We start from the raw sequence: 24301 nt of genomic DNA, 5'->3' as shown, positions 1-24301 counted from the left end.
GGACGGAGCCGGTTTTTTGTTTGGTGCTGAATCGCTTCCCGCCCGGGAAACCGTTTATAATACAAGGAGTAAACAATCTTGACCGAGAGGAGATTCACCATGTCCAATACGCTTGGCTGCCTCGTCCTGCACGGTTTTGCCGGCGATATCCGGGATGTGATGCCGCTGGCGAAGACACTGCGTGAAGCGGGCTACCATGTGGAGTGCCCCACCCTGGAAGGACACGGCTTGGGCCGACGGCAGCTGGCCAAAAGCACCCGGCACGACTGGCTGCGCTCCGCCGATGAAGCGTACAAACGGCTGGCCATGCGTGCCGACCCGATTGTTGTCATCGGCTTTTCCATGGGCGGCCTGCTCGCCATTCACGTCGCCCACCGTCATCCCGTCCGCCTGTTGGTTACGATCAATTCCCCGTACCATTACTGGGAGGTGCGGCAGGCCCTGCGCAATCTGCGCGACGATTTCTCCACCCATTCCCGCCGCTACATCAACGGCCTGGTAAACATTCCGCTGCGCAGCATGCTGCAATTTCGCCGCTTGCTGAAAGAGACAAAGCCGCTCTTGCCCGACATCCGCGTCCCGTACGTGCTGCTGCAGTCGAGACGGGACGATACCGTGCGGCCATCCAGCGCGGAGCATCTGGCCAATAGCGTTGCCCCCGAGGCAGGCGCCCGCATCTATTGGTACGACAACTCCGGCCACATGCTGCTGCACAGTCCGGACCGCGACGACGCGATCGCCCGCATCCTGGACGCAATTCGGGAACACGGCTCGGCGTAAGTAAACAGCGCGGACGGTGAATCCGAGCAAGCCCTGTGCGAAACCGAAAGAAGCGGAACGTACGAGAAATGGCAAATGGCCGTCCAATCGGTTGGCGATTCAATCCACTATCTTGTTTTCTCCGGCTTGTTCTCTCCGGCCGCATGCGCCTGCCCCGCCCGCCCGGACCAGGCGGCCGCCATCGCCAGCAGGAAGGCGGCAGTTCCTGCGTACAGTCCGTTCAGGCCGAACCAGCCGTCTGCCCAAAACGCGAGCAGCGGTCCAGCGGCGGCGCCGAGATCGGTCACCACCGAGTAACACGTCAGCAGCTGCGCGCCGTTGGCCTGCCGGGACGCTTCGTCTGCCGCCAGCGTGTCCATCACGGTAGTGAGCACCGTGCCGGTAAGCTGTATCCCCAAAAGCACGCCCAACCAGAGCGCAAAGGGCAGCTGCACTGCTGTGAGGCCGAACAACACCGCAGCCGCCAGCACCGCCCCGACCAGCATCCGCCGCCGTCCGCAGCGGTCCGACCACCTGCCGAACCACGGCGCCGCCCACGGTTCCCAGACCCAGCGGGCTCCCTGCACCACGCCGGCGACGACGGCCGAGCCCACCACCATCCCGCCGATCACCGCAAACGGCTGCCGAAGATCGATCAAACGGCTCAGTGTGGAAACCAGTATGCCTTGGTAGCACATGGCGACAAACATTCCCGAGGCCATGGTCAGCGCGACACTCCCCGTCCAGCAAAGCTGCGGCCGCACCGCTGCGGCGGACGCATCGCCGCTCTGTCCGGTAAAGGATGCGGGGATGAAGGCAAAAACGAGGACAAACGCCACCAGCGACACCCCCGCCAGCAAAAAGGACGTCGTCCGCAAGCCCACCCAGGCGACCAGCAGCGGGCCGGCCAGCATGCCGACCAGGCTGCCCAGCCGGAACAGTCCGTTGTACAGCCCCATGAAATGGCCGCGATTCCCGTCGTCCGAGACGCTGACGATCAACGAATAGGCACCCAACCGCAAGAAGGTCCAGGCCGCTCCCCAGAGACAGCGCATCAAAAGCCACAGCCAAAATCCCTGAAACCCGTACGAGGCTGTCGTCACGAACGCCAGGAACACGGCGATCGCCAACCCCGACCGGCCGCCTGTCCGCTCATACCATTTGCCGATCAACGGCCCCAGCGGCACCCGCACCAGCCGGTTGACCGAGAGCAACACACCTACCTGCCAGAGCGCGTCCAGTCCCGCCTCCCGCCAATAGAGCGGAAGCGCCACGTACAGCACGGAATCACCGAGCACGCACATCGCTGTCACGAGAGCCAGTGCCATAACCTGTGTCTTGCCGTGTTTGCCTTCCATCGCAATCTCCTTTGCCGGAACAAATCTATATGCTTTACACTACAAAGGAGACTGACAAAAATCCAATACATATTGGCACCCGACTCATAAGCAATCCTTATGAATGGAGGAAAATCATGAACCTTCACGCGCTGCGCATCTTCGTGGAAGTGGCGGCACGGGGCAGCGTGACCGGCGCGGCCAATGCGCTCTCCATCAGCCAGCCGGCCGTGACCGCGCACATCCGCAAACTGGAACGGGATCTCGACATCAAGCTGCTCACGCCGCAGGGACGAGGCATTGCGCTCACTCCCGAAGGACGTTTTTTGTATGAGAAAGCCCGGCGGATTTTTGACTGGGAACGGGAGATCGAGTCCCAATTGGAGGAGATCAAACAGGGCAAGCGGGGAAAGCTGCGGGTGGCGTCCACTTTTCTCCCCTCCCATTACCTCCTGCCCAAATGGCTGGCCGCCTACAAACAGCAGCACCCGCAGGCGGACGTGGAAATCCGCGCCGGAAACTCGAAGCAGTCGCTGGAACGTCTGCTCCGCTGTCAGGCGGACCTGGCCGTGGTCACCAACGAGTCGTGGGACGAACACCTGCCCATCCGGCGTCGGCACATTACGGATGTGGCCTTTTGGTTTATCGTCCCCGCCGGTCATCCGTTTGCCGGCCGGACGGTTTCATTGGCAGCGCTGATGCGGGAGCCGTTTTTGCTGCGGGAAAAGGGCAGTTCCACGCGGGAGAGGCTGTTTTCCCTCTGCCGCGAGCACGGCGTCGCTCCGCCGAAAGCGGGCCTTGAATACCACGGCCTGTTCGAATCCATCCAGTCCGTCAGGGCGGGGTACGGCTCGATGCTGGCACCGGAACCGTCCGTCCGTGAACTGGTGGAACGAGGCGAAGTGGGGCGAGTGCTGGTCGACGGTGTGACGATCAAACGGCCGATCTACATCTGCACCCGCGAGGAGGATGATGCCCTGCGCCCTGCGGCCGCCCGGTTTCTGGAGATGATCCTGCCGCCCTGCATGCAGACGTGAGGATGAGAGGCGAGTCGCCGTCGTCCCAATCAAAAAAAGAATTGATTGATTATTAAAAAGAGTTGATTGATTCGTTGTTATTGTTACAATGGATACAATGCAAAATGATTGGTCGCCGCAACATGTCTGCTTAAACTGGGGGGATTCCAATGGAACATTATGCGTTGTTCGTGCTTATGTCGATCCTGCTGATCATTCTGCCTGGCCCCGATACCGGCGTGGTGACGCAAAACACTGTTTTCCACGGCCGTTCAGGCGGGATGAAAACGGTTCTGGGCAGCACGTCCGGACTGCTGATCCACACGCTGGCCGTTGTCTGCGGCATATCGGCGATCCTGGTGAAGTCCGCGTTTCTCTTTTCCATCATCAAGTACGTCGGGGCCGTCTACCTTCTCTACCTGGGAATTACGTCGTTGTGGTCGCTTCGGAATCAGAAAACCGCGGCTGTTGAGCAGCCAGATGCCAAGCATCAGAACAAATCCCCCTTTCTGCAGGGATTTTTGACCAATGTGCTCAATCCGAAAGTGGCTGTCTTCTTCCTGACATTCCTTCCGCAGTTTGTAACGCCCGGCAGCTACGCGTTTCTGCAATTCCTCGCCTTGGGTTTGACTTACACACTGCTTACGGTCGCATGGTTTTTCCTGTACGTCCGGTTCATTGACCGGCTGCGCGCCTGGATGAAAAAAGCGTCCACGCAGCGGGCCATCCAAGGAATCACCGGCCTTGCGCTGGTGGCGTTCGGCGTCACGCTGGCCCTGGAAAAGCGCCCGTAAATGATCCCTCAACGGCAAAGAGCCCTTCCATTTAGGAAGGGCTCTCAGCGTGTATACAAAGTCCGTGGCGCATGGGTGATAGGGCCCGCTCGCTCTCTTGACGACCAGCAAAGCAGGTGGCAGTGTCCGCTTCAAAACGCGACGCGGGCAGGGGGCAAACATCTGGGTATTTCGAGGAAGTGAGACTTGTGCCCCCTGTTTTCCCCGCGTCTTTCGTTTTTCCGCTGGGCAGGTCGTCAAAGGAGCTCGCTTGGCCCATCACTCCATACCATGTATTTTTCTCCACCTTCGGTTGATTAATGTGCAGGCCTATCGGCCTGGTAACGATAGAAAATCGTTTCTTTACGGAACCTCAATGATAAAAATACAGTTTGTCTTCAGTCTGAGAGCCCTTCCATTTAGGAAGGGCTCCACTTTTACGGAAACACGATTGTCTTGTTGCCGTAGACCAGCACCCGGTCCTCCAGATGCCAGCCGACAGCGCGCGCCAGCACGGTCCGCTCCACCTGGCGGCCCAACTGTTTCAGCGCCTCCACGTCCTGCTCGTGCGTCACCCGCAGCACATCCTGCTCGATGATCGGGCCGGCGTCCAGCTCCTCGGTGACGTAGTGGGCGGTGGCGCCGATCAGTTTGACGCCGCGGCGGTAAGCCTGCTCGTACGGCTTGGCCCCGATGAAGGCAGGCAGGAACGAGTGGTGGATGTTGATAATCCGCATCGGATACTCCTGCAAAAAGCGGGGCGACAGAATCTGCATGTAGCGGGCCAGGACGATTACGTCCACGCCGCTGCCCAGCGCGGCCAACTGCTCCTCTTCCGCCTCCGCCTTGCGCTCCTTCGTCACCGGGATATGGCGGTACGGAATCCCGAACGACTCCACGGTCTCCCGCATGTCGGGGTGGTTGCTCACCACGACCTCGATGTCGGCGTGCAGAGCGCCCGACTTCCAGAGCCACAACAGCTCCAACAGGCAATGGTCCTCTTTGGAGACGAAGATGGCCATGCGCTTCCGCTTCTTCGCCTCCACCAGCGACCAATCCATGCCGTAGCTCTCCGCCACCGGCCGGAACGCCTGCTTGATCGCCTCGCAGCGCTCCTCCAGATTGACCACGTCAAATTCAATCCGCATGAAAAAGCGGCCCGTTTCCGGATCGGTCGTGTACTGGTCGGACTGAACGATGTTGGCCCCCTGTTCAAACAGGAAGGTGGACACGGCCGCCACAATCCCGGCCCGGTCCGGACACGAAATCAGCATGCGCGCCCGGTCCTTGTTTTTCTGCCGGTACGCCTGCCATTCTCTCTCTGACAAACGAAGCATGGATCTCTCTCCTCCAATAATGAACGTCAGGATGATCTAGTCATGATATCATCATATCATCCATTTTTGTCGTTTCCATCCCTATCTTTTCGTCAGAGGAGGACAGCCATGCAATCAAGTTTATTTGCCCGATCAATCTGTGTTTCCCCAATCCGGGTATGAACCGATTTCAGAAAGCGGTGCTCAGCGTGTAGACAAAGTCCGCGGCGCATGGGAGAGCGGGCCCGCTCGCTCGTTTGACGCCCAGCACAGAAGCGGATGAAGTCCGCTCCAAAACGAGACGCGGGCAGGGGACAAACATCTGGGTGTTTCGATGAAGTGAGACTTGTGTCCCCTGTTGATTCCCGCGTCTTCGTTTTTCCGCTGAGTCGGTCGTCAAAGGAGCTCGCTTGGCCCATCCCGCCATGCGATGCACATTGTCTTTTCGCTTCGGTTGATGAATAGGCAGGCCTTTCGGTCTGGAAATCATTTCTTGTGGGCGTTTACTCAAGGAACCGTTTGTCTTCAGTCTGGAACCGCTTTCAGAAAGCGGTGCTGCAAAGCGTATCGGGCTTTGGCGCGCGGTGCCTTTTTGCCCGAGACGAGCTGATTATTCCAGGGTCAGCACGACACGGCCGTTGATCTGTCCCTTTTCCATCCGTTCAAATACTTCGTTGATCTTTTCCAGCGGCTGCGTCTCAATGATCGCCTTTACTTTACCGCGCGCAGCGAAGTCTAGCGCCTCCTGCATGTCCTTGCGGGTCCCGACAATGGAACCTTTCACAGAAACGCCGTTCAGCACGGTGTCAAAAATCGGGACAGGCAGCTCGTCGTTGGGCAGTCCGACCACGACCAGCGATCCGCCGCGCCGCACCGAACGGTACGCCTGTTCAAACGCCTTGCGCGTGACAGCGACGCTGATCGCGGCGTGTGCTCCGCCGATTTTTTCGGTAATCTCCGCGACCGGATCTGTCTTGGCCCCGTTGACTGTCAGGTCGGCCCCCAGTTCTTTGGCCAAGGTCAGCTTTTCATCGTTGATGTCGACTGCCGCCACGTTGTACCCCATCGCTTTGGCATACTGGAGCGCCAGATGGCCCAATCCGCCGATGCCGTAGATGGCCACCCATTCCCCCGGCTTGATGTCGGCCACTTTCAGCGCCTTGTACGTCGTCACGCCGGCGCACAGAATTGGGGCAGCCTCCACGTCGCTCAGGCCGTCAGGGATGCGAGCCACATACGCGGCAGGCGCCTTGCAGTATTCCGCATAACCGCCGTCAACGGAGTACCCGCCGTTCAGCTGTTTCTTGCACAACGTCTCCCATCCCGTCAGACAGTACTCGCACTCACCGCACGCAGAATACAGCCAGGGAATCCCGACGCGGTCTCCCGGCTTCAACGAGGTTACCCCTTCGCCTACCTTCTCCACGACCCCGACGCCTTCGTGTCCGGGGATCAGCGGCAGCTTCGGTTTGACCGGCCAGTCTCCGTGCGCCGCATGCAAGTCGGTGTGGCAGACCCCGCACGCCTTGATCCGAACCAGCACCTCGCCAAACCCGATCTCGGGGATCGGCACATCCTTTACCTCCAGCTTTTCGCGAAAGTGATTGACAACTGCTGCTTTCATCTGTTCTCCTCCTTTGAAACATGAATTACGTGCTTGTACCGCTCCATTTCAGCAAAAAGCATACCAAGCTCAAAAAATGAACAAATATTAGGATCATTCAACCTATTACAATGCTGTCGGGACAATTTTTCGGCCATCTGCCAAAAAATCGGCCCGCGGGCCGTAATTTTGTCCTTGGGAAGCGAGCCGCCCCTGTTTACAATAGAACCTGACAGGAGGTGTTCCCATGCAAATCTCCAAATTCATGACGCCGGAAATTATCTTTGGCAACCAGTCGATCAGCCAAGTCGGCGAAAGTCTGATCCGGCTGGGGGCAAAAAACGTGTTTCTCGTCAGCGACCCGGGCGTGGTAAACGCCGGATGGGCAGAGCAAGCGATCCGCTACCTGAAGCAGAGCAGACTGGAGTGGCACCTCTGGACGAACCTCACCTCCAACCCGAAAGACGAAGAGGTGCACGCCGGCGTAGCCGAATACCTTCGCCACGGGTGCAACGCGATTGTCGGCATCGGCGGCGGAAGCGCCATGGACGCAGCCAAGGCGATTGCCCTGCTCGCGTCGAACGGCGGCAGCATCCTTGAATACGAAGGTGTAGACAAAATCACGCGTCCCCTGCCGCCCATGGTCATGGTGCCGACGACGGCCGGTTCCGGCTCGGAAGTGTCGCAATTTTCGATCATCGTAGATTCCAAGCGCAAGGTCAAGATGACGATCATCTCCAAATCACTGATCCCCGACATCGCCATTATCGACCCGCAGACACTGATGACCAAGGACAAGCAGCTGACGGCCAACACGGGAATGGACGCGCTGACGCACGCGATCGAGTCGTACGTCTCGCTGGCAGCCACGCCGCTGACGGAAGTCCTCTCGCTGCAGGCGATGCGGCTGATCGCCCAGCACCTGCGCCCGTCGGCAGCCAGCCGGTACAATGCCGAGGCAAAGCAGGGCATGGCGATGGCCAGTCTGCAGGCGGGACTTGCCTTTTCCAACGCGATCCTGGGAGCCGTCCACGCGATGTCCCACCAGTTGGGCGGGCTGCTGGACCTGCCGCATGGGGAGGTCAACGCCGTGCTGCTGCCCTACGTGCTGGAGTACAACTTCCTCGCCGCTCCGGAAAAGTACAAAAAGATGGCGGAAGCCCTGGGCGAAAACGTCTCCGGATTAAGCCTGTCCGACGCTTCCCGCCTGGCGATGAAAGCGGTCAAGGAACTGGCGAGCGATCTCGGCATCCCCGACCACCTGTCCACGCTGGGGCTGCAGCCGGAGCACATCCCGGTGTTGAGCCGCAACGCCGTCCGCGACGTCTGTATGGCCACCAACCCCCGCGACATGACGGAAGAAGACGTGCACATGCTGTTTTGCAATGCATTGTAGGAGGACGCCATGCATCACAAACAAGAAATCCTGGAGAAATTGACCGGCATCCAATCCTCGCGCAAAAGCTACTACCGCGAACTGAACCTTGTCGTGGACGAAATGAAGAAAAAGAACCGTCAGCTGGAAGTCATCAACTGCTTGACGAAAATCAAGATTGATGCGGACTGGAGCGAAGTCAGCGCCTATCTGGCGGAGCAGTTGTCCCGGCTGATCCCGTTTGACCTGTTCGCGCTCACGCTGGTGGAGGGAACGTCCCTCTCCGCCTATGTTGCAAAGCGAAACGGGGCGGATTGGCGGGTTCGCACCCTGACCCAATCATTGAAACGGGGAGAGTCCGTCTCCACGAGCGCGCTGGACCGCCTGTTTCAGACCGAACACCCCGGCTGCCGCTTCACCTCCGTCGCGCTGCAAAGCCGGCTGAACAAACCGTTTGGCTTTATCACCCTGCTTCATCAGCAACAGCCGCAAGACGACGGAGAGCATCTCCTCCTCTTTCAGCAAATTGCCGAACACGTCGGGGTGTCCGTGGAAAACATCCTCCTGTTTAAAGACGTCAGTGAGAAAGTGCAGATCGAAGCCCGGCTGATCCAATCAGCCAAGCTGGCCGCCATCGGCGAAATGGCCGCCGGAGTGGCGCACGAACTGAACAGTCCGCTTACCGCCATTTTGGGGAACGTCCAGCTACTGCTGAGGGAGACGCACACCGAGCCGCAGCGGCAAATGCTGCAGGACGTGTTTCAGTGCAGCGTCCGCTGCAAGAAGATCATTCAAAACCTGCTGACCTTTTCCCGGCAGGAGGAGTACCAGTTTGAGCGTCTGTTCATCAACGACCTGGTCGAAGTCGTGCTCGGCCTGATCGGCTACCAGCTTACCGTGTCCGGCATTTGCATCACGAAGCGGCTGGCGGACGAGCCGCTGGCTGTCTGGGGAAGCCGGCACCAGATCGAGCAGATCATCATCAATTTGCTGTTGAACGCCCGCGACGCGCTGCACGGCGCATCCAGCCCCGAGATTGTCATCACAACCTTTCGCCAGGAAACGGACGACGGCGTCTACGTCGGCATGTCCGTTCGCGACAACGGCGCAGGCATTGACGCAGAGCATTTGCCGCAGATCTTCCATCCTTTCTTTACGACCAAGGAACAAACAAAGGGAACCGGACTGGGTCTGTCCGTCAGTCTGGGGATTGCCGAGTCGCACGGCGGAACGCTGACCGCCGAGAGCGTGCGAGGGGAGTACAGTACGTTTACGCTCTTGCTGCCCATTTACACAGATGAGGAGAGTGCTGATGAATCCGAAACAGGTGCTAGTCGTTGACGACGAAGTGGAGGTTACGTCCTTTTTCTCTTATTTTCTCAAAGCCAAGCAGTGCGACGTGACGGTCGCCCACTCGGGAAAAGCGGTCCGGCAGCTTTTGGCCGGCGATTTCCCGTTTCACCTGGCGCTGATTGATTTGAAGCTGCCCGATGCCAACGGACTGGAGCTGCTCTCCGCCATCAAGGCGCGACAGCCCGCCTGCGAGGTCATCATCATGACCGGCTACAGCACGATCAAGTCGGCGGTGACCGCCATCCAATCGGGAGCGCGAGACTATCTGGAAAAGCCGTTTGACGATCTGGACAGTCTGGAACAGGTGATCTTCTCCGTCTGGGACAAGCCCGGCGGCCTCTCCGATGAACTGGCCGAGACGGCTGCCCGCTTTGGCATCATCTACACAGCCGGCAGCCCGATGGCAAAAGTCCTGTCCGTCGCGGACAAGCTGGCCAAAAAGGCGATCAACGTGCTGATCGAAGGCGAAACGGGCACCGGCAAGGAACTGATGGCCCGCTTTCTGCACGGAGTCAGCGCCCGTTCGCAGCATCCCTTCGTCGGGATCAACTGCGGCGCAATCCCGGAGTCCCTGCTGGAAAGTGAACTGTTCGGCCATGAAAAGGGAGCGTTCACCGGTGCGGTCAAAGAGCGCAAAGGCATCTTCGAACTGGCCAATAACGGGACGCTGTTTCTCGACGAGATCGGAGAAGCCCCCCCGCTCATCCAGGTGAAGCTGCTGCGGGTCATCGAGACAGGCGAGTACATGCGGGTGGGCGGCGAGCAGACGCTGAAGTGCAACGTCCGGTTTATCGCTGCCACCAACCGGAATCTGGAACAGGAGGCGGAATCGTCCCGGTTTCGCGCCGACCTGCTGTACCGCCTGGAAGGAGTAAAGCTGACCATTCCCCCCTTGCGCGAGAGGCCAAACGACATCCCGGCCATTGTGCACGCCTTCCTGGAAAAGAAGTTTGGCGGCGCCTGCCGGGTCGATCCGGAAGCGATGACGCTGCTGCAGCACTATGAATGGCCGGGCAACGTCCGCCAGCTCATCAACGTGGTCAACCAGGCGGTCGCCATCCACGACTGCGCCGTCCTGAAGCCGGAACACCTGCCGCAGCCGATCGTGAGCGGTGCGGGCGCCCCCCGGGACAAAACAGCCGGACCGCCTGCTGTTCACCATGCGATCGAACAGGAAGCGGTCCGGTTTGTACAGAATGTCATCGGGCAAATCAGTTCGGTGGACGAGATTGACTTTGTCCAACTGCTGGGCAGAATCAGAAGGCTGGAGACGGAAATAGGCCGCCAGGTGATTGCCAAAGGGCTGGCCGAAACCAGCGGAGACCGGGAGCTGTTAAGCAAAAAGCTGGGCATCTCCAAACGAACGCTGCGCTACATCCTGAACGAAAAAGACTAGCGCTGCGCTTCACCGCCTCCCGCAACGTGCGGCCTTTTTCCTGGAGTCGTCTTCCCGCGTGGCGAACCGTCTAGCGGTTGGCGATACCGTACAGGAGCATGTCCACGGTGAGAGCGATCTGTTCCTCTTCGGAGCGCTTGGTGTATTCCTCCGGCTCCGTCACGTGCTTGAACAGGATCATCCCAAGCAGCGAAGAGAGCATCATGCGAAACACCGCCTCCGTGGGCAGTGGGCGCAGTTCGCCTGCTTCCTTGCGCTCCTCGATCAGTTTCGCCGCCAGCCGCTTCATCTCCTGAAATACCGTCGAAAGCATCGCTTCGCGGATTTCCTCGTGGAAAAACGCCTCCTGCAGGAGAATCCGGACGTGCTTTTCATTGGCCCCAATCAATTCCAGCCGGTTCCGGTACAGCTCGGTGAGCACCTCGGCCAGCGGCTTTTTCGCCTGCTCCTGAAAAATGACGCGCACGTCCTTCAAAATGAACGGGGCGGCAAACTTGACCAGCACAGGGGCCACCAGGGCCAGCAACAGGTCTTTTTTGGACTTGTAGTGGCGGAAGATGGTGCCCTCCGCCACTCCCGCCTCTTTGGCGATTTCAGCCGTCGAGCTGGCGTGAAACCCTTTGGCGGCAAACAGCTTGAGCGACGCCTGCAGGATGCGGCGCTGCTTCTCCGTCATTTCGCTCTCGTCTTTCAATTCCTCGACAAACTGCATCAGGCTTTCTTCAAACGATCGGCTCATATCCTTGCAAACGCTCCTCCATCCGAGCTTCACATGCGCCGTGTCACTCGATCTTCTTGCGGAACCGCAGCATGGCGACCGTCAGGATCAGCAGGAAAAACACTGCCATTCCCAACGTGTCCTGCCACAGGGCGGACAGGTCTACCCCTTTTAAAAAGATACCCCTGAGAATTTCCAAAAAATAAGTCAAGGGGACAATCCCGCCTAACCATTGTATCACGAGCGGCATCGTTTCGCGCGGGAACATGAACCCGGACAGCAGCACGCTGGGCAAAATGAAGGCAAACGCGATCTGCATCGCCTGCAGTTGGGTACGGGACACCGTGGAGATGAAAATGCCGAGCGTCAGCGTGGTGACCAAAAACAGCACCGACAAGGCGATCAGAAGCGGCACGCTGCCTTTCACCGGAACGCCGAACCACCAGCTTCCCAAGAGCAGGACGAGGCAAAACGAGAAGAAGCCGATGCAGACGTAGGGCGTGATTTTGCCGAGCAAAAGCTCCAGCGGCCGGATCGGGGTGACGATCAGCTGCTCCATCGTTCCCCGCTCTTTTTCCCGCACCAGCGAAAACGCGGTCAGGATCATCGTCACGTTCTGCATGATCAGGCCGATCAGGCCGGGAATGTTGAACACGATGCTCTCCATGTTGGGATTGAACAGCACGCGCGCGTCCAGTTCGATGCTTGGTTCGAAGCGGCCCATCCCCTCTTTTTCCATCCGCTCCTGCACCAGGGTGACGGCCCGGTTCTGCACGATCAGCTGCGCGTTGGACAAGGCAGTCCGGGCGATGTTGGGATCGGAGCCGTCGATCAGCATCTGCACCGCTGCCGGTTCGCCGCGGTCGCGCTTGCGGGCGTAGTCGGGCGGGATGACCAAGGCCACGTCCGCGCTGCCGTCGTCCAGCATCGCTTCGATCTGCGCATACCCGCCGACGTGGGCGACCACCTGAAACACCCGCGTGTTTTCCAGGTTGGCCGCCAGTTCCCGGCTGTAGGGCGAGGCGCTTTGATCCCACACGACCGTCTTGATGTCGTTGACGTCCGTATTGACGGCGTAGCCGAACAAAAACAGCATCATCAGCGGCATCGCCAGCGCGATGGCAAGGCTGGGCCGATCCCGCCTGATCTGGATCACTTCCTTTTTCACCACCGACCAGTACCGCGCCCAGGAAAACCGCTTCATCGGCGTTCCTCCCCTCTGCCCGCGGCTGCCTGCCGGGCTTCCTCCTCCTTGACCAGGGTGACAAAGACGTCCTCCAGGTTGTTTGCGCCCATCCGCTCGATCAGCTCCTGCGGGGTTCCCTGGGCCAGCAGGTTGCCGAAGAAAATGAAGCCGATCCAGTCGCAGGTCTGCGCTTCGTCCATGTAGTGGGTGGTGACCAGCACGGTCATCCCCTGCTTCGCCAGGTCGTGGATCACCTCCCAGAAGATGCGGCGGGAGACCGGATCGACGCCCGCGGTCGGTTCGTCCAGAATCAGCAGCTCCGGCTGGTGCAGCAGGGCGCAGGACAGGGCCAGCCGCTGCTTCCAGCCTCCGGAGAGGGAGCCGGCCAACTGCCGCTCCCGCCCGGTCAGCCCGGCCATTTCAATCAGCTCTGCTTTGCGCCGCCTGCGCTCCTCTCTGCCCAGACGGTACACTCCGGCGTAGAAGTCGAGGTTCTCCTCCACCGTGAGATCTTCGTACAGGCTGAACTTTTGCGACATGTAGCCGATGCGCTGCTTGATCTCCTCGCTCTGCGTCATCACGTCATAGCCGAGCACCGTTCCCCGTCCGGACGTGGGGTTTATCAGGCCGCAGAGCATCCGGATCGTGGTCGATTTGCCCGAGCCGTTGGGGCCGAGAAAGCCGTAGATGGAGCCAGTGGGAACGGACAGCGTCAGGCTGTTGACGGCGACGCGATCCTGAAAGCGCTTGGTCAACTGCTCGCATTGGATGGCGTAGTTCATTGCGCGTCCTCCTTGCCGGGCAGCAGCACATCGGCGGGCATGCCCGGTTTCAGCTTGTCGAGCCCTTCGCTGATGCGGATCGTCACGGCAAACACCAGCTTGGTCCGCTCATCCGGGGTCTGCACGTTTTTCGGGGTAAACTCCGCCTTGTCGGCGACTGCGCTGATCACGCCGCGAAACGTCTCGCCCGGATACGCGTCCACCTGTATGCCCACCGTCTCGCCCGGACGCACGCGGCCCAGCTCCGCTTCCGGGATGTACACCTTTAGCTCCAGATGATCGCCCTTCCTCATCGTAAACAGCGTCGCTCCCGGTTTTGCCACTTCCCCTTGGGTCACGGAGGAACGCAGCACGACACCGTCCTCCGGCGCGGTGATCACCGCCTTCTCCAACTGCAGCCGGGCCTGCTCCAGACGCGCCTGGGCCTGCTCCTTGGCCGCCAGCAGGGCGCGAATCGCGTAATCGGTGCTCCCCTCTTTCAATTGGTCAAGCTCGGCCTGCGCACCCGCCCGCTGCGCCTGCGCCGTGCCGGTCTGGGCGACAGCGGCGGCGACGTCTTCCCGGGCGGCAGCGTACTGGGAGCGGGCCGCCTCCAGTTGAGCGGCCAACTGGTTTACCTGTGTCCGGGCCTGATTGACCGCCTCCTGCTTCGCTTCGTACTCCTGTTTCGCAATCGCTCCCCGCTCGTACAACCGGACCGCTTCCCGCAAGCGGTTCTCCTGGTAGGCGAGCGTCTGCTTTGCCCCTTCCAGCTGCGAGGCGACCTGGTCCACCAGTTCTTTGGCCCGGTTCAGCCCGGCTTCTGCCTGTTTTTGACGCGCCTCTGCCAGCCGGATGGCGGCGTCCGCCTGGTCTACGGCGGCGATACCTCGGCGGATGGTCGAGTCGCGGCTGCCCGCCTGGGCTTCTTCCAGCCGTGCCTGGGCCTGGGCCAGCACCGCCTCCGCTTCGCGCACGCTCGCCTGATAGCTGCGCTTGTCGATCTCGGCCAGCACCTGTCCCTTTTTCACGACGGCGCCGTCGTCCACCTTGACGGCCGTCAGCAGTCCCCCCACTTCGGCGACGACAGGCAGTTCCACCGCTTCAATCGTGCCGGAGAGCGGCCATTCGCGCGGCTGAAACCATGTGCACCCCGGCAGCGCCGCAAGCGATCCGGCCAGACAGAACAACAGAAAACGACGATACATAAGACCACCTCGACCAATTTGTTGATGTGAGCACTCACTCATTTTTGCTGTCAATAAAACTTTCTGGTGCCTGATGCAAGCGTAGTCCATTTTGACGATACCAGTGATGATGATTATAGTGAGTGATTACTCACTTTTGTGTTATGTACATTATATGTATGCTCCCGCCTCCATGTAAAGACGCTTGTAAAAAAAACCCTGGCCGGCGGCAAATATTTGCCAGCATGCCGGGGCGGTCCGCCCGTCCCCACGATTGCCACCCCCGAACGCGCAAGAAAACGAGCAGGCTGCCCGCTTCAGCATGCCTGCTCGTCTCCGTTTGTTCCCGTATTACCCCTCGCTTGTATCTCGGGCCAGCTTGCTGTGACGTCTGCCGTACGCCAGGTAGACGACGGCTCCGACAACCAGCCAGAGCAAAAATCCGATCTTGGTGCTGGAAGGCAGACTGTAAATCAAATATCCGCAAAACAGAATCGCCAGGATGGGCACCAGCGGCACCAACGGCACGCGGAACGCTCGCCGCAGGCCGGGATTGGTCTTGCGCAGCACCATCACACCTGCAGAGACGACGATAAAGGCAAACAGCGTACCGATGTTGGTCAGTTCGGCCAGCTTGTGCAGCGGCAAAAGACCGCTGAACAGGGCGACGAGGGCGCCTACGATCATCGTGCTTTGACGGGGAACCTGCCGCTTTTCATTGACGCGGGAAAAGACACCAGGCAGCAGTCCGTCGCGGCTCATCGCAAAAAACAGCCGGGTTTGCCCGTACATCATCACCAGCAGCACAGTGGTAATGCCCGTGATCGCGCCCAAGGAGATGAATCCGGCCACCCAATCCTGCTGCACAAACTGCATCGCAAAGGCAACCGGGTTTTTCACGTTCAGCTGATCGAACGGCACGATCCCGGTCAGCACAAGTGAGACCGCAATGTACAGAAACGTACAGATCAGCAGGGAGGCGATGATGCCAATCGGCATGTTGCGTTGAGGATTCCGCACTTCCTCTGCTGCGGTCGAGACGGCGTCAAAGCCGATGAAGGCAAAGAAGACCGTCGCCGCTCCCGTGGCCACTCCCGCGAAGCCGAACGGCATGAAGGGCGACCAATTGTCCGGCTTCACGTAGCCGACCCCCACAACCAAAAACAGCAGGATGACGGCCACTTTGATAAACACCATCAGGTTGTTAAATCTCGCTGATTCACGTGTGCCCATCATGAGCAGGGCGGTAATGATGCCGGTGATCAGGACGGCGGGCAGGTCGATGATCGTCCCCTTGGCCGGGTCGTACGCGCTGGTCAGTGCAGTGGGCAGATATATGTCGAATCCGGCCAACAGCCCCTGTGCGTATCCGGACCAACCGCTCGCGACGGCGGCGGACGCTACGCCGTACTCCAGGATCAAATCCCAACCGAGAATCCACGCGACCAGTTCGCCAAAAGCGGCATAGCTGTACGTGTATGCGCTTCCGGAAACGGGTACGGTAGAGGCAAACTCAGCGTAACAAAGCGCGGCAAACACACAGGCCAGCCCCGCCAGGACAAAGGAAAGCACCAACGCGGGACCAGCGTATTTCGCGGCGGCCACACCTGTCAGTACAAAGACCCCGGTGCCGATAATGGCCCCGATGCCCAGCATGGTGAGATCAAATGCTCCCAGTGTTTTGCGCAGCGAGCCGTGCTTGCTTTCCGTCTGCTCCAGCATCTGGGAGATCGATTTTTTGCGTAAGAATTGACTAATGTCCATTTTCCGTATAACCCCCGATGATTGTGTTCTCATTTACATAAGATGTGCCTGCCGCCTAAAAACCGGTGTCCGCACCGGAAACGCCTCTCATTATACATTGTCATATTTATCAGAACAATATTAAAATCAGAATTATATTTTTGTTATCGTTAAAAGATTTTTTTGCTATAAACAAAAACGGCCGCCGACAGACAGTTAGTCCCTTCCGAATCAGGCCGTTGCAAGATGCGTCTTTCTGGAGAAACGTTCCGGGATCCCTATTTGTAGCGTGCCGACAATGCTTTGCACATATACAGGTAATGGTTTCTAGGTAAAAAAATACATCCGGCTTCCTATTGGAAACCGGATGGTGATTCTATTGATGTCGGCTTAATGTCGGCTGTCGGGTTCGACAAGCACCTCAACCCCGCCCGCCAGCAGATACAGATAACTCTCCGCTACCTTGCGCGTCTTGAGAATCTGTTCTACGGCGCGGACGTAGAGACGGATTTGCGCTTCGTACCGCCGTTTCATCTCGGCGATAACCGCAGGCGACGGCTCTGCCGCGATCCGGTCCGTCTTGAAATCGATCAGGACCAGTCTGCCGTTCTCCTCCTCCAGCAGACAGTCGATCACGCCTTGGACGATGACGTGCTCGTCGTCCCCGATCTCCGGATCTACCTCATTGGCAGGCAGCGCCATCGTAAAAGGCAGTTCACGATAGACCTTGGCTGCCTGTTTCATTCGCGTTCCCAACGGAGAAGCAAAAAAGCGGGCAAGGTCGCGTGCGTTTACTGCCTCCGCCTGCTCCTCGGTCAAAAAGCGGCGCAGCACCAGCGAAGCGATCTGCTGCCGGATGTCCGGCTCATCAAGTGGTCGGCGCAGGTCAAGCTGCTGCAGGACCAGGTGAGTTAGCGTCCCCAGTTCGGCGCTGGTCAGGCGATGGCGTGCGTCTTCGGCGAGAAAGCGCGGTTTCTCCGCAATCGACGGCAGCAGATAGGGAAAACCACTGCCCGTTTTGGCTCGCTGCTTCAGTTCGCTGACCGTCCACTTGGCGGCCAACCGGGATGCGGACGAATGGGGATCGCTCCAGCCCAGTCGGCGTTCGATCAACGTGCGCAGCGTGTCGTCGGCCGGACGCTCGGGAATCGGTTCGCGTCGGGTCAGCCGCTCCCAGACAGATTGTCCCTCCTCCTGAGCGTCCGACTCCGCCTGCAGCCGATCCGCCAGATAAAAATGAAACGACCAGCTGGAATCGTCCGGCACCGTGCGGACCGACACCGGCTCACCGCCGCGTTCACGCGGGTAGTCCCTGAGCGGCGCAGCCTGAGGATGTCTGAGCAGCGCGCGGCCCACCCAATCCAGGTAGCCCTTGGCCTGAATCAAGTCTTCGTCATGCAGCCGTTCGCCATCCCCCTGTCGTCCCCAGGCGGTTACGCTTTTCCCCAGATCCTTGGCCGTGCCCACCAGCACCAGCTTTTCCCGCGCCCGCGTCAGGGCGACGTACAGCACCCGCATCTCTTCGGCCAGCATCTCCCGCCGCATCTGCTGCCGGATGCCCAGTGCCGCCAGACTGGGATAGCGGACCTGCAGTTGCGGCTCCACCGCCATCGGTCCAAATCCGAGATCCTTGTGCAGGAGAAACGAACTTTTTACATCCATGGTGTTAAACATTTTGCCCATCCCGGCGACAAAGACAACGGGAAACTCCAGCCCCTTGCTCTTGTGAATCGTCATGATCCTCACGACGTCTTCGCTCTCCCCGATCGTTCGGGCTTCGCCCATGTCGCTGCCCGCCTCCCGCAGTCTGTCGACAAAGCGAAGAAAGCGGAACAGTCCCCGATACGAGCCCGCTTCGTACTGCCGGGCGCGGTCGTACAGCGCGCGCAGGTTGGCCTGCCGCTGCTGTCCGTTTTCCAGGGCGGCGACGTAGTCCAGATAGCCGGTCTCCCTGTATAGCGCGGCGATCAGTTCGGCCAGCGGTTCCCGCCGCGCCTGGGTCCGCCACCGCTTCAGGCTGCGGAAAAAGCGGTGCAGTTTTTCTTCCCACTCGCATGTTGCCGGCTGTTCTTCCACATAGCGGTGCACCGCCTGATAAAACGGCCCCGCCGGATAGCTGATGCGGATGTGAGCCAGCTGCTCTTCGCGCAGACCGACGAGCGGAGAGCGGAGCACGGCGGCAAGCGGAATATCCTGCAGCGGGTTGTCGATCACGCGCAGCAGCGAGAGCATCACTTCCACCTCGGTCGCGTCAAAGTACCCCTCGCTCTGCTCCGCGTAGACGGGAATGCCGGCGGCCCGCAGCTCTTCCATCATCGCCTCGCCCCAGCCGGAGACAGCCCGCAGCAGGATCACGATGTCCCGGTAGGCCAGAGGACGCAGCCCGCCCTCTTTTTTATCGTAGACCAACAGCGGTGCCTCTCCCTCGCCCGGCTCCATCCAGCGGCGAATCCGCCTGGCAATCAGCCTTGCTTCCAACTGGGCCGTGCTGGCCTCTTCTGCCGCCTCTCCCGCAGGGGGCAGACCGGTCTCCTCGGCCTCAGCCTGATCCTCTGACTCTTCGGGGGCGGCCCGATCGATCAGATGAACCTCCGGCCGCAACCGCTCCGGTTCAGATTCCGGGTAGGCGGCCCGGCAGATGAGTTCGGCGGAACGGTCGTAGTCGATCTCTCCCACTCCCGGCGACATGATCTGCCGGAACAGGAAGTTGACCGCGTCCACCACCTCCCGCCGGCTGCGGAAGTTGGCCGCCAGGTCGATTCGTTCGCCGGGACATTCGCCGATTGATCCGGATTCGTCCTCTTCCGTCGCATACGTCAGGTACTTGTCGAGAAACAGCTTCGGCTCCGCCAGCCGGAAGCGGTAAATGCTCTGCTTCACGTCGCCTACCATAAATCGGTTGGCCGCCCCGTGTGTCTCGGCGTCGCGGGAGACCATCCGCAGAATTGTCTCCTGCACCAGATTGATATCCTGGTACTCGTCCACCAACACCTCGACAAACTGGTCGCGCAGTTGGCGGGAGACGGCGGAAGGAATTGTCTGGCCGTCCTCCGTCCGCTCCGTCAGCACCTGCAGCGCGAGATGCTCCAGGTCGCTGAAATCGACCAGCGAGCGGGCCCGCTTTTCCCGCTGAAATGCCGCTTCAAATTCGCAGACGAGCCGGGCGAGCGTCCGCATGTGCGGAGCGAGCTGGCGCAAATCTTCCACATATTGCGCTGCTGACATGGCAAAATACTGTTCCGTAAGCTCGCCCAGCGCCTTTTTCACCTCGTTGCGCAGGTCCTGCACCTGTTCTTTGACCTCGGGGGCCGCCTCCTTCACCGAAGGCAGCCTTCCAAACGATACGGCACGCACTGCCGACTCCGCCGCTTCCCATCCCTGACGGCAGGCGGCAGCAGCCCGGGCCAGTGCATCCGCCTCGGCCTCCAGGAGCGGCATGTAGGCCTGGGGGCCGTCCGGGGACGCGGCGAGGACAGCTGCCCGCCGAATTTTTCCTTCCAACGCCCTCAGCTCCAACGCCAGCGACTGGAGGACGCTTTTGGTCCAGGCCAAACTGTCCAACCCGCCGGGATCAGCCGCTTCAAACATTCCCGCCGCCTCGTCCAGCCAGCGCTCGGGCTCGGGATGGCTGCGGGAAAACTCATGCAGCCTGACGATAAGCGCTGCCAGCGGCGTGTCATCCTGGCCGTCAAGGATCAGGTCGGCCAACGCCTGAAACTCTGCATCTCGTTCGTACCACTCCTCCAACTGCTCGTCCAGCACGTCCTGGCGCAGCAGTTCGGCTTCCATCTGGTCGGCGATGCGAAAATCCGGGTCCAGTTCCACCAGGTAGTAATACTGGCGCAGGAGCGACAGACAGAAGGAGTGAAGCGTGGTGATCGTCGCCCGCTGCAGCAGCGCCAACTGCCACCGCAGATGGGCGGAGTGGGGCTGTGTCTTCAGCGTCTTGCGCAGGGCATCGCCGATGCGGTGCCGCATCTCTGCGGCGGCCGCATTGGTAAAGGTGACCACCAGCAGTTGGTCCACCCCGACCGGATCGCTTTCATCCATGATTCGCCGGATGATCCGTTCCACCAGGACCGACGTCTTCCCGGAACCGGCTGCTGCCGCCACCAGCAGGTTGCGGCCGCGCCGCGTAATCGCCCGCCACTGCTCTTCCGTCCACTGCTCAGGCTTGGCCACTTGCTGCTGTGACATCGTCGTTTCCTCCTTTACCCGTTTGCTGTGGGCCGGCCAGCATGCTCCACACCTGTTTGTTGTTCCATTTGGGGAGTTGGCGCATTTCCCCGGCGGATTCCGCGTCAAACTGGCAGACCGGTTTGTACGCGCAAAACTGGCAGGCGGACACGGTCCCCTGCACATACGGGGCGATCTGGATCTCGCCGTCGACCATGCGCTGCCCAATCGCTTCCACCGTCTCCCGCACGTACTGCTGCAGCGCCTGAAACTGCTCCGGCGTGGCAACGGATGAACGCGCCGAGAGAGTGCCGTCCTTTTTCAGTTCAAACGGCAGCAGTTCCGACGGCCCCTGCTCCACGTAAGCATCCATCATCCGTGCAAGTTCCGGGTCGGCCAGCATCAGCCCCTTCATGCGCAGCTTTTTCGCCCGCTCCCGGGCAGCCTCGTCGGGCGTCAGCAGCCGCTTGGCAGTGACGAACGGATCAGCCACCTGGTAGTAAAAGACCCCCGCCGGTTCCGCCTTTTTCCCCAGCCAGGCCTCCGCGTTGGACACCACGACGTCCAGGTAGACCAGCAGCTGCAGATTGAGCCCGTTCCACACGTCGGAGAGCTGGAGCTGCTTGGGGCCGGATTTGTAGTCGATCACGCGCAGATACGGCACTTCGTCATCCAGTGACTGGTCCACGCGGTCGATGCGTCCGACGAGCAGCATTTCCGCCCCGTTTGCCAGCTTCAGCGCCAGTCCCGGCAGGTCACCGCCCGGCCCGAACGCCACCTCCAGTCCCACCGGAGCAAACCGGCTGCGCTTGGCGTGTTCTCCCAGCACGTAGATCGCCCGGCCCACGGCACGCTTCAGTTTGCCGGAGAGGAAGCGGTACCGCGCCGTCCGGGTCAGGATGCTGCTCCGCGTCGCCGGCACCAGCTCGTCCACCACCGCGCTGGCGAGTTGCATGCTGTCGGCCTCAGTCAGCCGTCCCCACTCCAGGTGTTCTTCGTTCATCTTTTCTACGGCCCGCTTCAGCGAGGCGTGGAACAACTCACCCACGTCAAACCGCTCCAGCTTGTACAGCCGCCGCTCGCCCAAGCGCAGGCCGTGCGAGGAAAAGTGGGAAAACGGACAGGACTGGAAGCGCTCCAGGCGGGAGACGCTCATTCTCAGCCGCTCGCCGTACAGCGCCCGGCTGGTCTTACCGTCGAGCGGCGCCGCCCGGTTGGTGTAACGCAGGCCGGAAAGCAGCCAGCCTTCCCGTTTTGCATCGGGCGAGCAGCGGATAAACCAGTCGTATACTTCCCACCAAAAGACAGGCAGGGCGCCGCTCTTTTTCATACCCCGCAAAAGCGTCAGCAGATGGCGAAACAGGCGGCGCGGGTTGCCGAGCAAAAAGGCGTCCGCCTCCGCCTCCCCGGTCGGCTCGTTGTGGAAAAAGCGGTGAGGCGCCTCGGGAAGCACCTCTTTCACGCGCGAAAAGACAGATGACGGCAGCAGCGCCTTGCCCTCCTCGTCAGCCAGGGCGCAGCTCAGCGCCAGACGCCGGGAGGGGCGCGTCATCGCCTGATACAGCAGGAACGGCTCGGCCATCAGCCGCTGTCTTGCGCTTGGCGCCAATTCCACCCCCAGCTCGGCCAGCCGCTCCCGCTCCGCCTCGTCCAGGATGCCTTCTTCCCTCGGTTTGAGCGGGATCACGCCCTCGTTGACGCCGAGCAGAAACAGCGCCTTGACGTCCGGCTGGCGGGATCGCTCCATCGACCCGACCAGCACCTGATCCAGCGCAGGCGGCACCAGCCCCAGTTCAATGCTTTCCAGGCCGCTGTCGAGGACGCGGGCATACATGGCGATCTCCATCTGCTCGTCGCCCATCACCTCCACCACCTGGTCCAGCAGGTTCATCAGGCCGTTCCAGACCTGGCCGTGCACCTGGGCTTCCTCCAGATCACCAGCCTCTTCCGCCGTTCGCTGCCAACTCTCCAGCTTCTCTGGAACGTCCAACGCGGTGAGAAAGCGATACAGGGCAGCCGTCATCTCCCGCACGTTCTCCTTTTCCGCCCGCTTCAGCTCCGCCTCAAACCGCAGCAGCGGTGCAGCGTAACGGCGCCGCAGGCCGTCTGCCTCGGCGTCTTCGTCCGCCCCCGCCGGTCCGCCGAAGCGCCAGGGGGCCTCCTGTGCCCAGTGGGAGCCGTATACACCGTGCGCCAACACGTAATTTTCCAATACGTCAATCTGGCGCCGCACTGCTTCTTCTGCGTCCGTCCCTGCTTTTTCTGCATCCGCCCCCGCTTCTGCGCCTGCCCCTTCTTCCGCTTGCGGCTCCGGGCTGATCAGGTCGGTCTTGAAACAGCGAAATACCGCCTCGTACCGCCACTTCCCGGCGATTACCTCCAAGGCGGAGCGGACCAGTTCCACCAGCGGGTGGTGCATCACAGTCCGCTTCTGGTCCAGGAAAAACGGGATGCCGTAATCGGAAAAGACGGTGGCCACCTCATCGGCATACGTCCCGATCTCCCGGAGCAGGATGGCCATGTCCCGCCAACGATATCCTTCGTCCCGAGCCAGCGCGAGGATTTGCAGTGCCACCGCCTCCACTTCGGCACGCCGGTTGGCGGCAGAGAGCAGCACCACTTCGTCCGCGCGGGCAGGGGCGGGCGGCGCTTCCGGATCGCCCCATTCAAAGTAGCGGGCTTCAAGCTGCTTGAGCCACGGACTGTGAGCAAAGCGGACAGGTTCCGTCAACAGGACGGGCTGCTCCACGGCGACACCCGCTTCTCGCGCCATCGTCTCCAGCGCCCGGTACGTCCGCAGCGTGGGATGAAACAGGCCCAGTTCATCCAGGGACGCATCCCGCTCGGCCGGATCGAGACAGAGAGCGATCGTCACCCGCTTGGCATGGATCATCATCTGTTCGATCAGCCGCAGCTCCTGATTGGTAAACCCGCTGAAGCCGTCAATATACACCTCCGCTTGGCGGATGTAGGCCGATTCGCTCACCTTTGCCGCCACGCGGTTGAGAATGTCGTCGGCGTCGCAGTACCCGTCAGCCAGGTAGGCTTCGTACGCACCCATGATCAGGCGCAGGTCATGTATCTTCTGGTTGAGTGTAGCGCTCCCCCACTCCAGATTTTCCGTATGTTCAAAGGTTACTCCGTACGACTTGCACTCGCTGATCAGCCGTCCCAACTGCGCCGCAAAACCGGGCTGCAGGGCGGAACGGCCAAACACCTGCAGCTGATCCTTGTACCGTTCCAGCATCAGGCGCAGCACCATGTGCTTGCCCAGGTCGTCCACCTGCATCAGCGTCAGATCGCCCAGTTCCTGCTGCAGGCGGTGGGCCAACCGGCCAAAGCTGAGAACCTGCGTGCCGATCACGCCGCCCAGCCCGGACAGGGTGGCCAGTGTCTGCTCCGCCTGAAAACTGGCCTGCTCAGGCACCAGCAAGATGATCGGCGAGCCCAGCGGATCATCCTGCAAACGCCGGCTGATCCGCTCCAGAATCGTCCGCGTCTTTCCGGTTCCCGCCCGGCCCAGGACAAATTGGACCGCCATCCGTTTCCCTCCTCTTCGCTATTCCTCGCAGCGAGCCAGGGGCGCCATACATGCCTGCCCA

At 60.5% G+C, this 24301-nt stretch carries 16 protein-coding genes; 6 read left to right on the top strand and 10 right to left on the bottom strand.

All coding sequences use genetic code 11. From position 1 onward, the window contains the following. Positions 1-99 precede the first annotated feature (99 nt). Entirely contained in the window at positions 100-780 is a 681-nt protein-coding gene (locus tag KDN35_RS12570; protein ID WP_171566783.1) for an alpha/beta hydrolase, read from the top strand. A gap of 107 nt (positions 781-887) precedes the next feature. Here KDN35_RS12570 and KDN35_RS12565 read toward each other — a convergent pair whose 3' ends face one another. Continuing rightward, positions 888-2117 (bottom strand): MFS transporter, encoded by a 1230-nt coding sequence (locus KDN35_RS12565; protein ID WP_212132851.1) that lies wholly within the window; start codon positions 2115-2117, stop codon positions 888-890. A gap of 116 nt (positions 2118-2233) precedes the next feature. Between KDN35_RS12565 and KDN35_RS12560 the strand changes: the two genes are divergently transcribed. Both KDN35_RS12560 and KDN35_RS12555 read left to right on the top strand, forming a co-directional pair. Then, on the top strand, positions 2234-3133 hold the full coding sequence (locus KDN35_RS12560) for a LysR family transcriptional regulator (RefSeq protein ID WP_212132850.1): 900 nt from the start codon (positions 2234-2236) through the stop codon (positions 3131-3133). A gap of 149 nt (positions 3134-3282) precedes the next feature. Beyond that, a complete protein-coding gene (locus KDN35_RS12555) occupies positions 3283-3906 on the top strand; it encodes a LysE family translocator (protein ID WP_171566780.1) in 624 nt (207 codons plus the stop codon). 416 nt (positions 3907-4322) lie between these two features. Here KDN35_RS12555 and purU read toward each other — a convergent pair whose 3' ends face one another. After that, on the bottom strand, positions 4323-5222 hold the full coding sequence (purU, locus tag KDN35_RS12550; RefSeq protein WP_171566235.1) for a formyltetrahydrofolate deformylase: 900 nt from the start codon (positions 5220-5222) through the stop codon (positions 4323-4325). A gap of 589 nt (positions 5223-5811) precedes the next feature. Beyond that, positions 5812-6825 carry an alcohol dehydrogenase AdhP gene (adhP, locus tag KDN35_RS12545; RefSeq protein WP_171566237.1) on the bottom strand — a complete coding sequence of 338 codons (1014 nt, stop codon included), beginning with the start codon at positions 6823-6825 and terminating at the stop codon, positions 5812-5814. Between the two features lie 226 nt (positions 6826-7051). Between adhP and KDN35_RS12540 the strand changes: the two genes are divergently transcribed. Genes KDN35_RS12540 through KDN35_RS12530 form a run of 3 tightly spaced genes read left to right on the top strand, consistent with a single transcriptional unit; the run spans position 7052 to position 10928 of the window. Then, positions 7052-8200: an iron-containing alcohol dehydrogenase gene (locus KDN35_RS12540; RefSeq protein WP_171566239.1), complete on the top strand. Its 1149-nt coding sequence runs from the start codon at positions 7052-7054 to the stop codon at positions 8198-8200. Between the two features lie 9 nt (positions 8201-8209). Next, the gene (locus KDN35_RS12535) at positions 8210-9520 is read left to right on the top strand and encodes a sensor histidine kinase (RefSeq protein ID WP_171566241.1); all 1311 of its coding nucleotides are present in this window, start codon (positions 8210-8212) and stop codon (positions 9518-9520) included. Continuing rightward, positions 9492-10928, top strand: a complete 1437-nt coding sequence (locus KDN35_RS12530; protein WP_212132849.1) for a sigma-54-dependent transcriptional regulator — start codon at positions 9492-9494, stop codon at positions 10926-10928. Before KDN35_RS12535 ends, KDN35_RS12530 begins: the two co-directional genes overlap by 29 nt. Positions 10929-10998: 70 nt before the next feature. Here KDN35_RS12530 and KDN35_RS12525 read toward each other — a convergent pair whose 3' ends face one another. The 7 genes from KDN35_RS12525 to addB form a co-directional block, all read right to left on the bottom strand. Beyond that, positions 10999-11667 carry a TetR/AcrR family transcriptional regulator gene (locus tag KDN35_RS12525; protein WP_212132848.1) on the bottom strand — a complete coding sequence of 223 codons (669 nt, stop codon included), beginning with the start codon at positions 11665-11667 and terminating at the stop codon, positions 10999-11001. A 43-nt stretch (positions 11668-11710) separates the two neighbouring features. Beyond that, a complete protein-coding gene (locus KDN35_RS12520; protein WP_171566245.1) occupies positions 11711-12850 on the bottom strand; it encodes an ABC transporter permease in 1140 nt (379 codons plus the stop codon). Further along, a complete protein-coding gene (locus tag KDN35_RS12515; protein ID WP_171566246.1) occupies positions 12847-13614 on the bottom strand; it encodes an ABC transporter ATP-binding protein in 768 nt (255 codons plus the stop codon). The genes KDN35_RS12520 and KDN35_RS12515 overlap by 4 nt, the downstream gene beginning before the upstream one ends. Beyond that, positions 13611-14801 carry an HlyD family secretion protein gene (locus KDN35_RS12510; RefSeq protein ID WP_212132847.1) on the bottom strand — a complete coding sequence of 397 codons (1191 nt, stop codon included), beginning with the start codon at positions 14799-14801 and terminating at the stop codon, positions 13611-13613. Before KDN35_RS12510 ends, KDN35_RS12515 begins: the two co-directional genes overlap by 4 nt. A 330-nt stretch (positions 14802-15131) precedes the next feature. Beyond that, positions 15132-16544: a branched-chain amino acid transporter BcaP gene (bcaP, locus tag KDN35_RS12505; protein ID WP_212132846.1), complete on the bottom strand. Its 1413-nt coding sequence runs from the start codon at positions 16542-16544 to the stop codon at positions 15132-15134. Between the two features lie 369 nt (positions 16545-16913). Continuing rightward, positions 16914-20720 carry a helicase-exonuclease AddAB subunit AddA gene (gene addA / locus KDN35_RS12500; RefSeq protein WP_212132845.1) on the bottom strand — a complete coding sequence of 1269 codons (3807 nt, stop codon included), beginning with the start codon at positions 20718-20720 and terminating at the stop codon, positions 16914-16916. After that, positions 20692-24240 carry a helicase-exonuclease AddAB subunit AddB gene (gene addB, locus KDN35_RS12495; protein ID WP_212132844.1) on the bottom strand — a complete coding sequence of 1183 codons (3549 nt, stop codon included), beginning with the start codon at positions 24238-24240 and terminating at the stop codon, positions 20692-20694. The genes addA and addB overlap by 29 nt, the downstream gene beginning before the upstream one ends. Positions 24241-24301: the final 61 nt, after the last annotated feature.

The organism is Brevibacillus sp. NL20B1, from assembly GCF_018195675.1.
Lineage (GTDB): Bacteria > Bacillota > Bacilli > Brevibacillales > Brevibacillaceae > Brevibacillus > Brevibacillus aydinogluensis.
This window is presented reverse-complemented; position numbering and strand designations above follow the sequence as displayed.

Bases quoted from the DNA above. Each gene is read 5' to 3' on its own strand.
- KDN35_RS12570 (WP_171566783.1), top strand. From the start codon at position 100: ATGTCCAATACGCTTGGCTGCCTCGTCCTGCACGGTTTTGCCGGCGAT.
- KDN35_RS12565 (WP_212132851.1), bottom strand. From the start codon at position 2,117: ATGGAAGGCAAACACGGCAAGACACAGGTTATGGCACTGGCTCTCGTG.
- KDN35_RS12560 (WP_212132850.1), top strand. From the start codon at position 2,234: ATGAACCTTCACGCGCTGCGCATCTTCGTGGAAGTGGCGGCACGGGGC.
- KDN35_RS12555 (WP_171566780.1), top strand. From the start codon at position 3,283: ATGGAACATTATGCGTTGTTCGTGCTTATGTCGATCCTGCTGATCATT.
- purU (WP_171566235.1), bottom strand. From the start codon at position 5,222: ATGCTTCGTTTGTCAGAGAGAGAATGGCAGGCGTACCGGCAGAAAAAC.
- adhP (WP_171566237.1), bottom strand. From the start codon at position 6,825: ATGAAAGCAGCAGTTGTCAATCACTTTCGCGAAAAGCTGGAGGTAAAG.
- KDN35_RS12540 (WP_171566239.1), top strand. From the start codon at position 7,052: ATGCAAATCTCCAAATTCATGACGCCGGAAATTATCTTTGGCAACCAG.
- KDN35_RS12535 (WP_171566241.1), top strand. From the start codon at position 8,210: ATGCATCACAAACAAGAAATCCTGGAGAAATTGACCGGCATCCAATCC.
- KDN35_RS12530 (WP_212132849.1), top strand. From the start codon at position 9,492: ATGAATCCGAAACAGGTGCTAGTCGTTGACGACGAAGTGGAGGTTACG.
- KDN35_RS12525 (WP_212132848.1), bottom strand. From the start codon at position 11,667: ATGAGCCGATCGTTTGAAGAAAGCCTGATGCAGTTTGTCGAGGAATTG.
- KDN35_RS12520 (WP_171566245.1), bottom strand. From the start codon at position 12,850: ATGAAGCGGTTTTCCTGGGCGCGGTACTGGTCGGTGGTGAAAAAGGAA.
- KDN35_RS12515 (WP_171566246.1), bottom strand. From the start codon at position 13,614: ATGAACTACGCCATCCAATGCGAGCAGTTGACCAAGCGCTTTCAGGAT.
- KDN35_RS12510 (WP_212132847.1), bottom strand. From the start codon at position 14,801: ATGTATCGTCGTTTTCTGTTGTTCTGTCTGGCCGGATCGCTTGCGGCG.
- bcaP (WP_212132846.1), bottom strand. From the start codon at position 16,544: ATGGACATTAGTCAATTCTTACGCAAAAAATCGATCTCCCAGATGCTG.
- addA (WP_212132845.1), bottom strand. From the start codon at position 20,720: ATGTCACAGCAGCAAGTGGCCAAGCCTGAGCAGTGGACGGAAGAGCAG.
- addB (WP_212132844.1), bottom strand. From the start codon at position 24,240: ATGGCGGTCCAATTTGTCCTGGGCCGGGCGGGAACCGGAAAGACGCGG.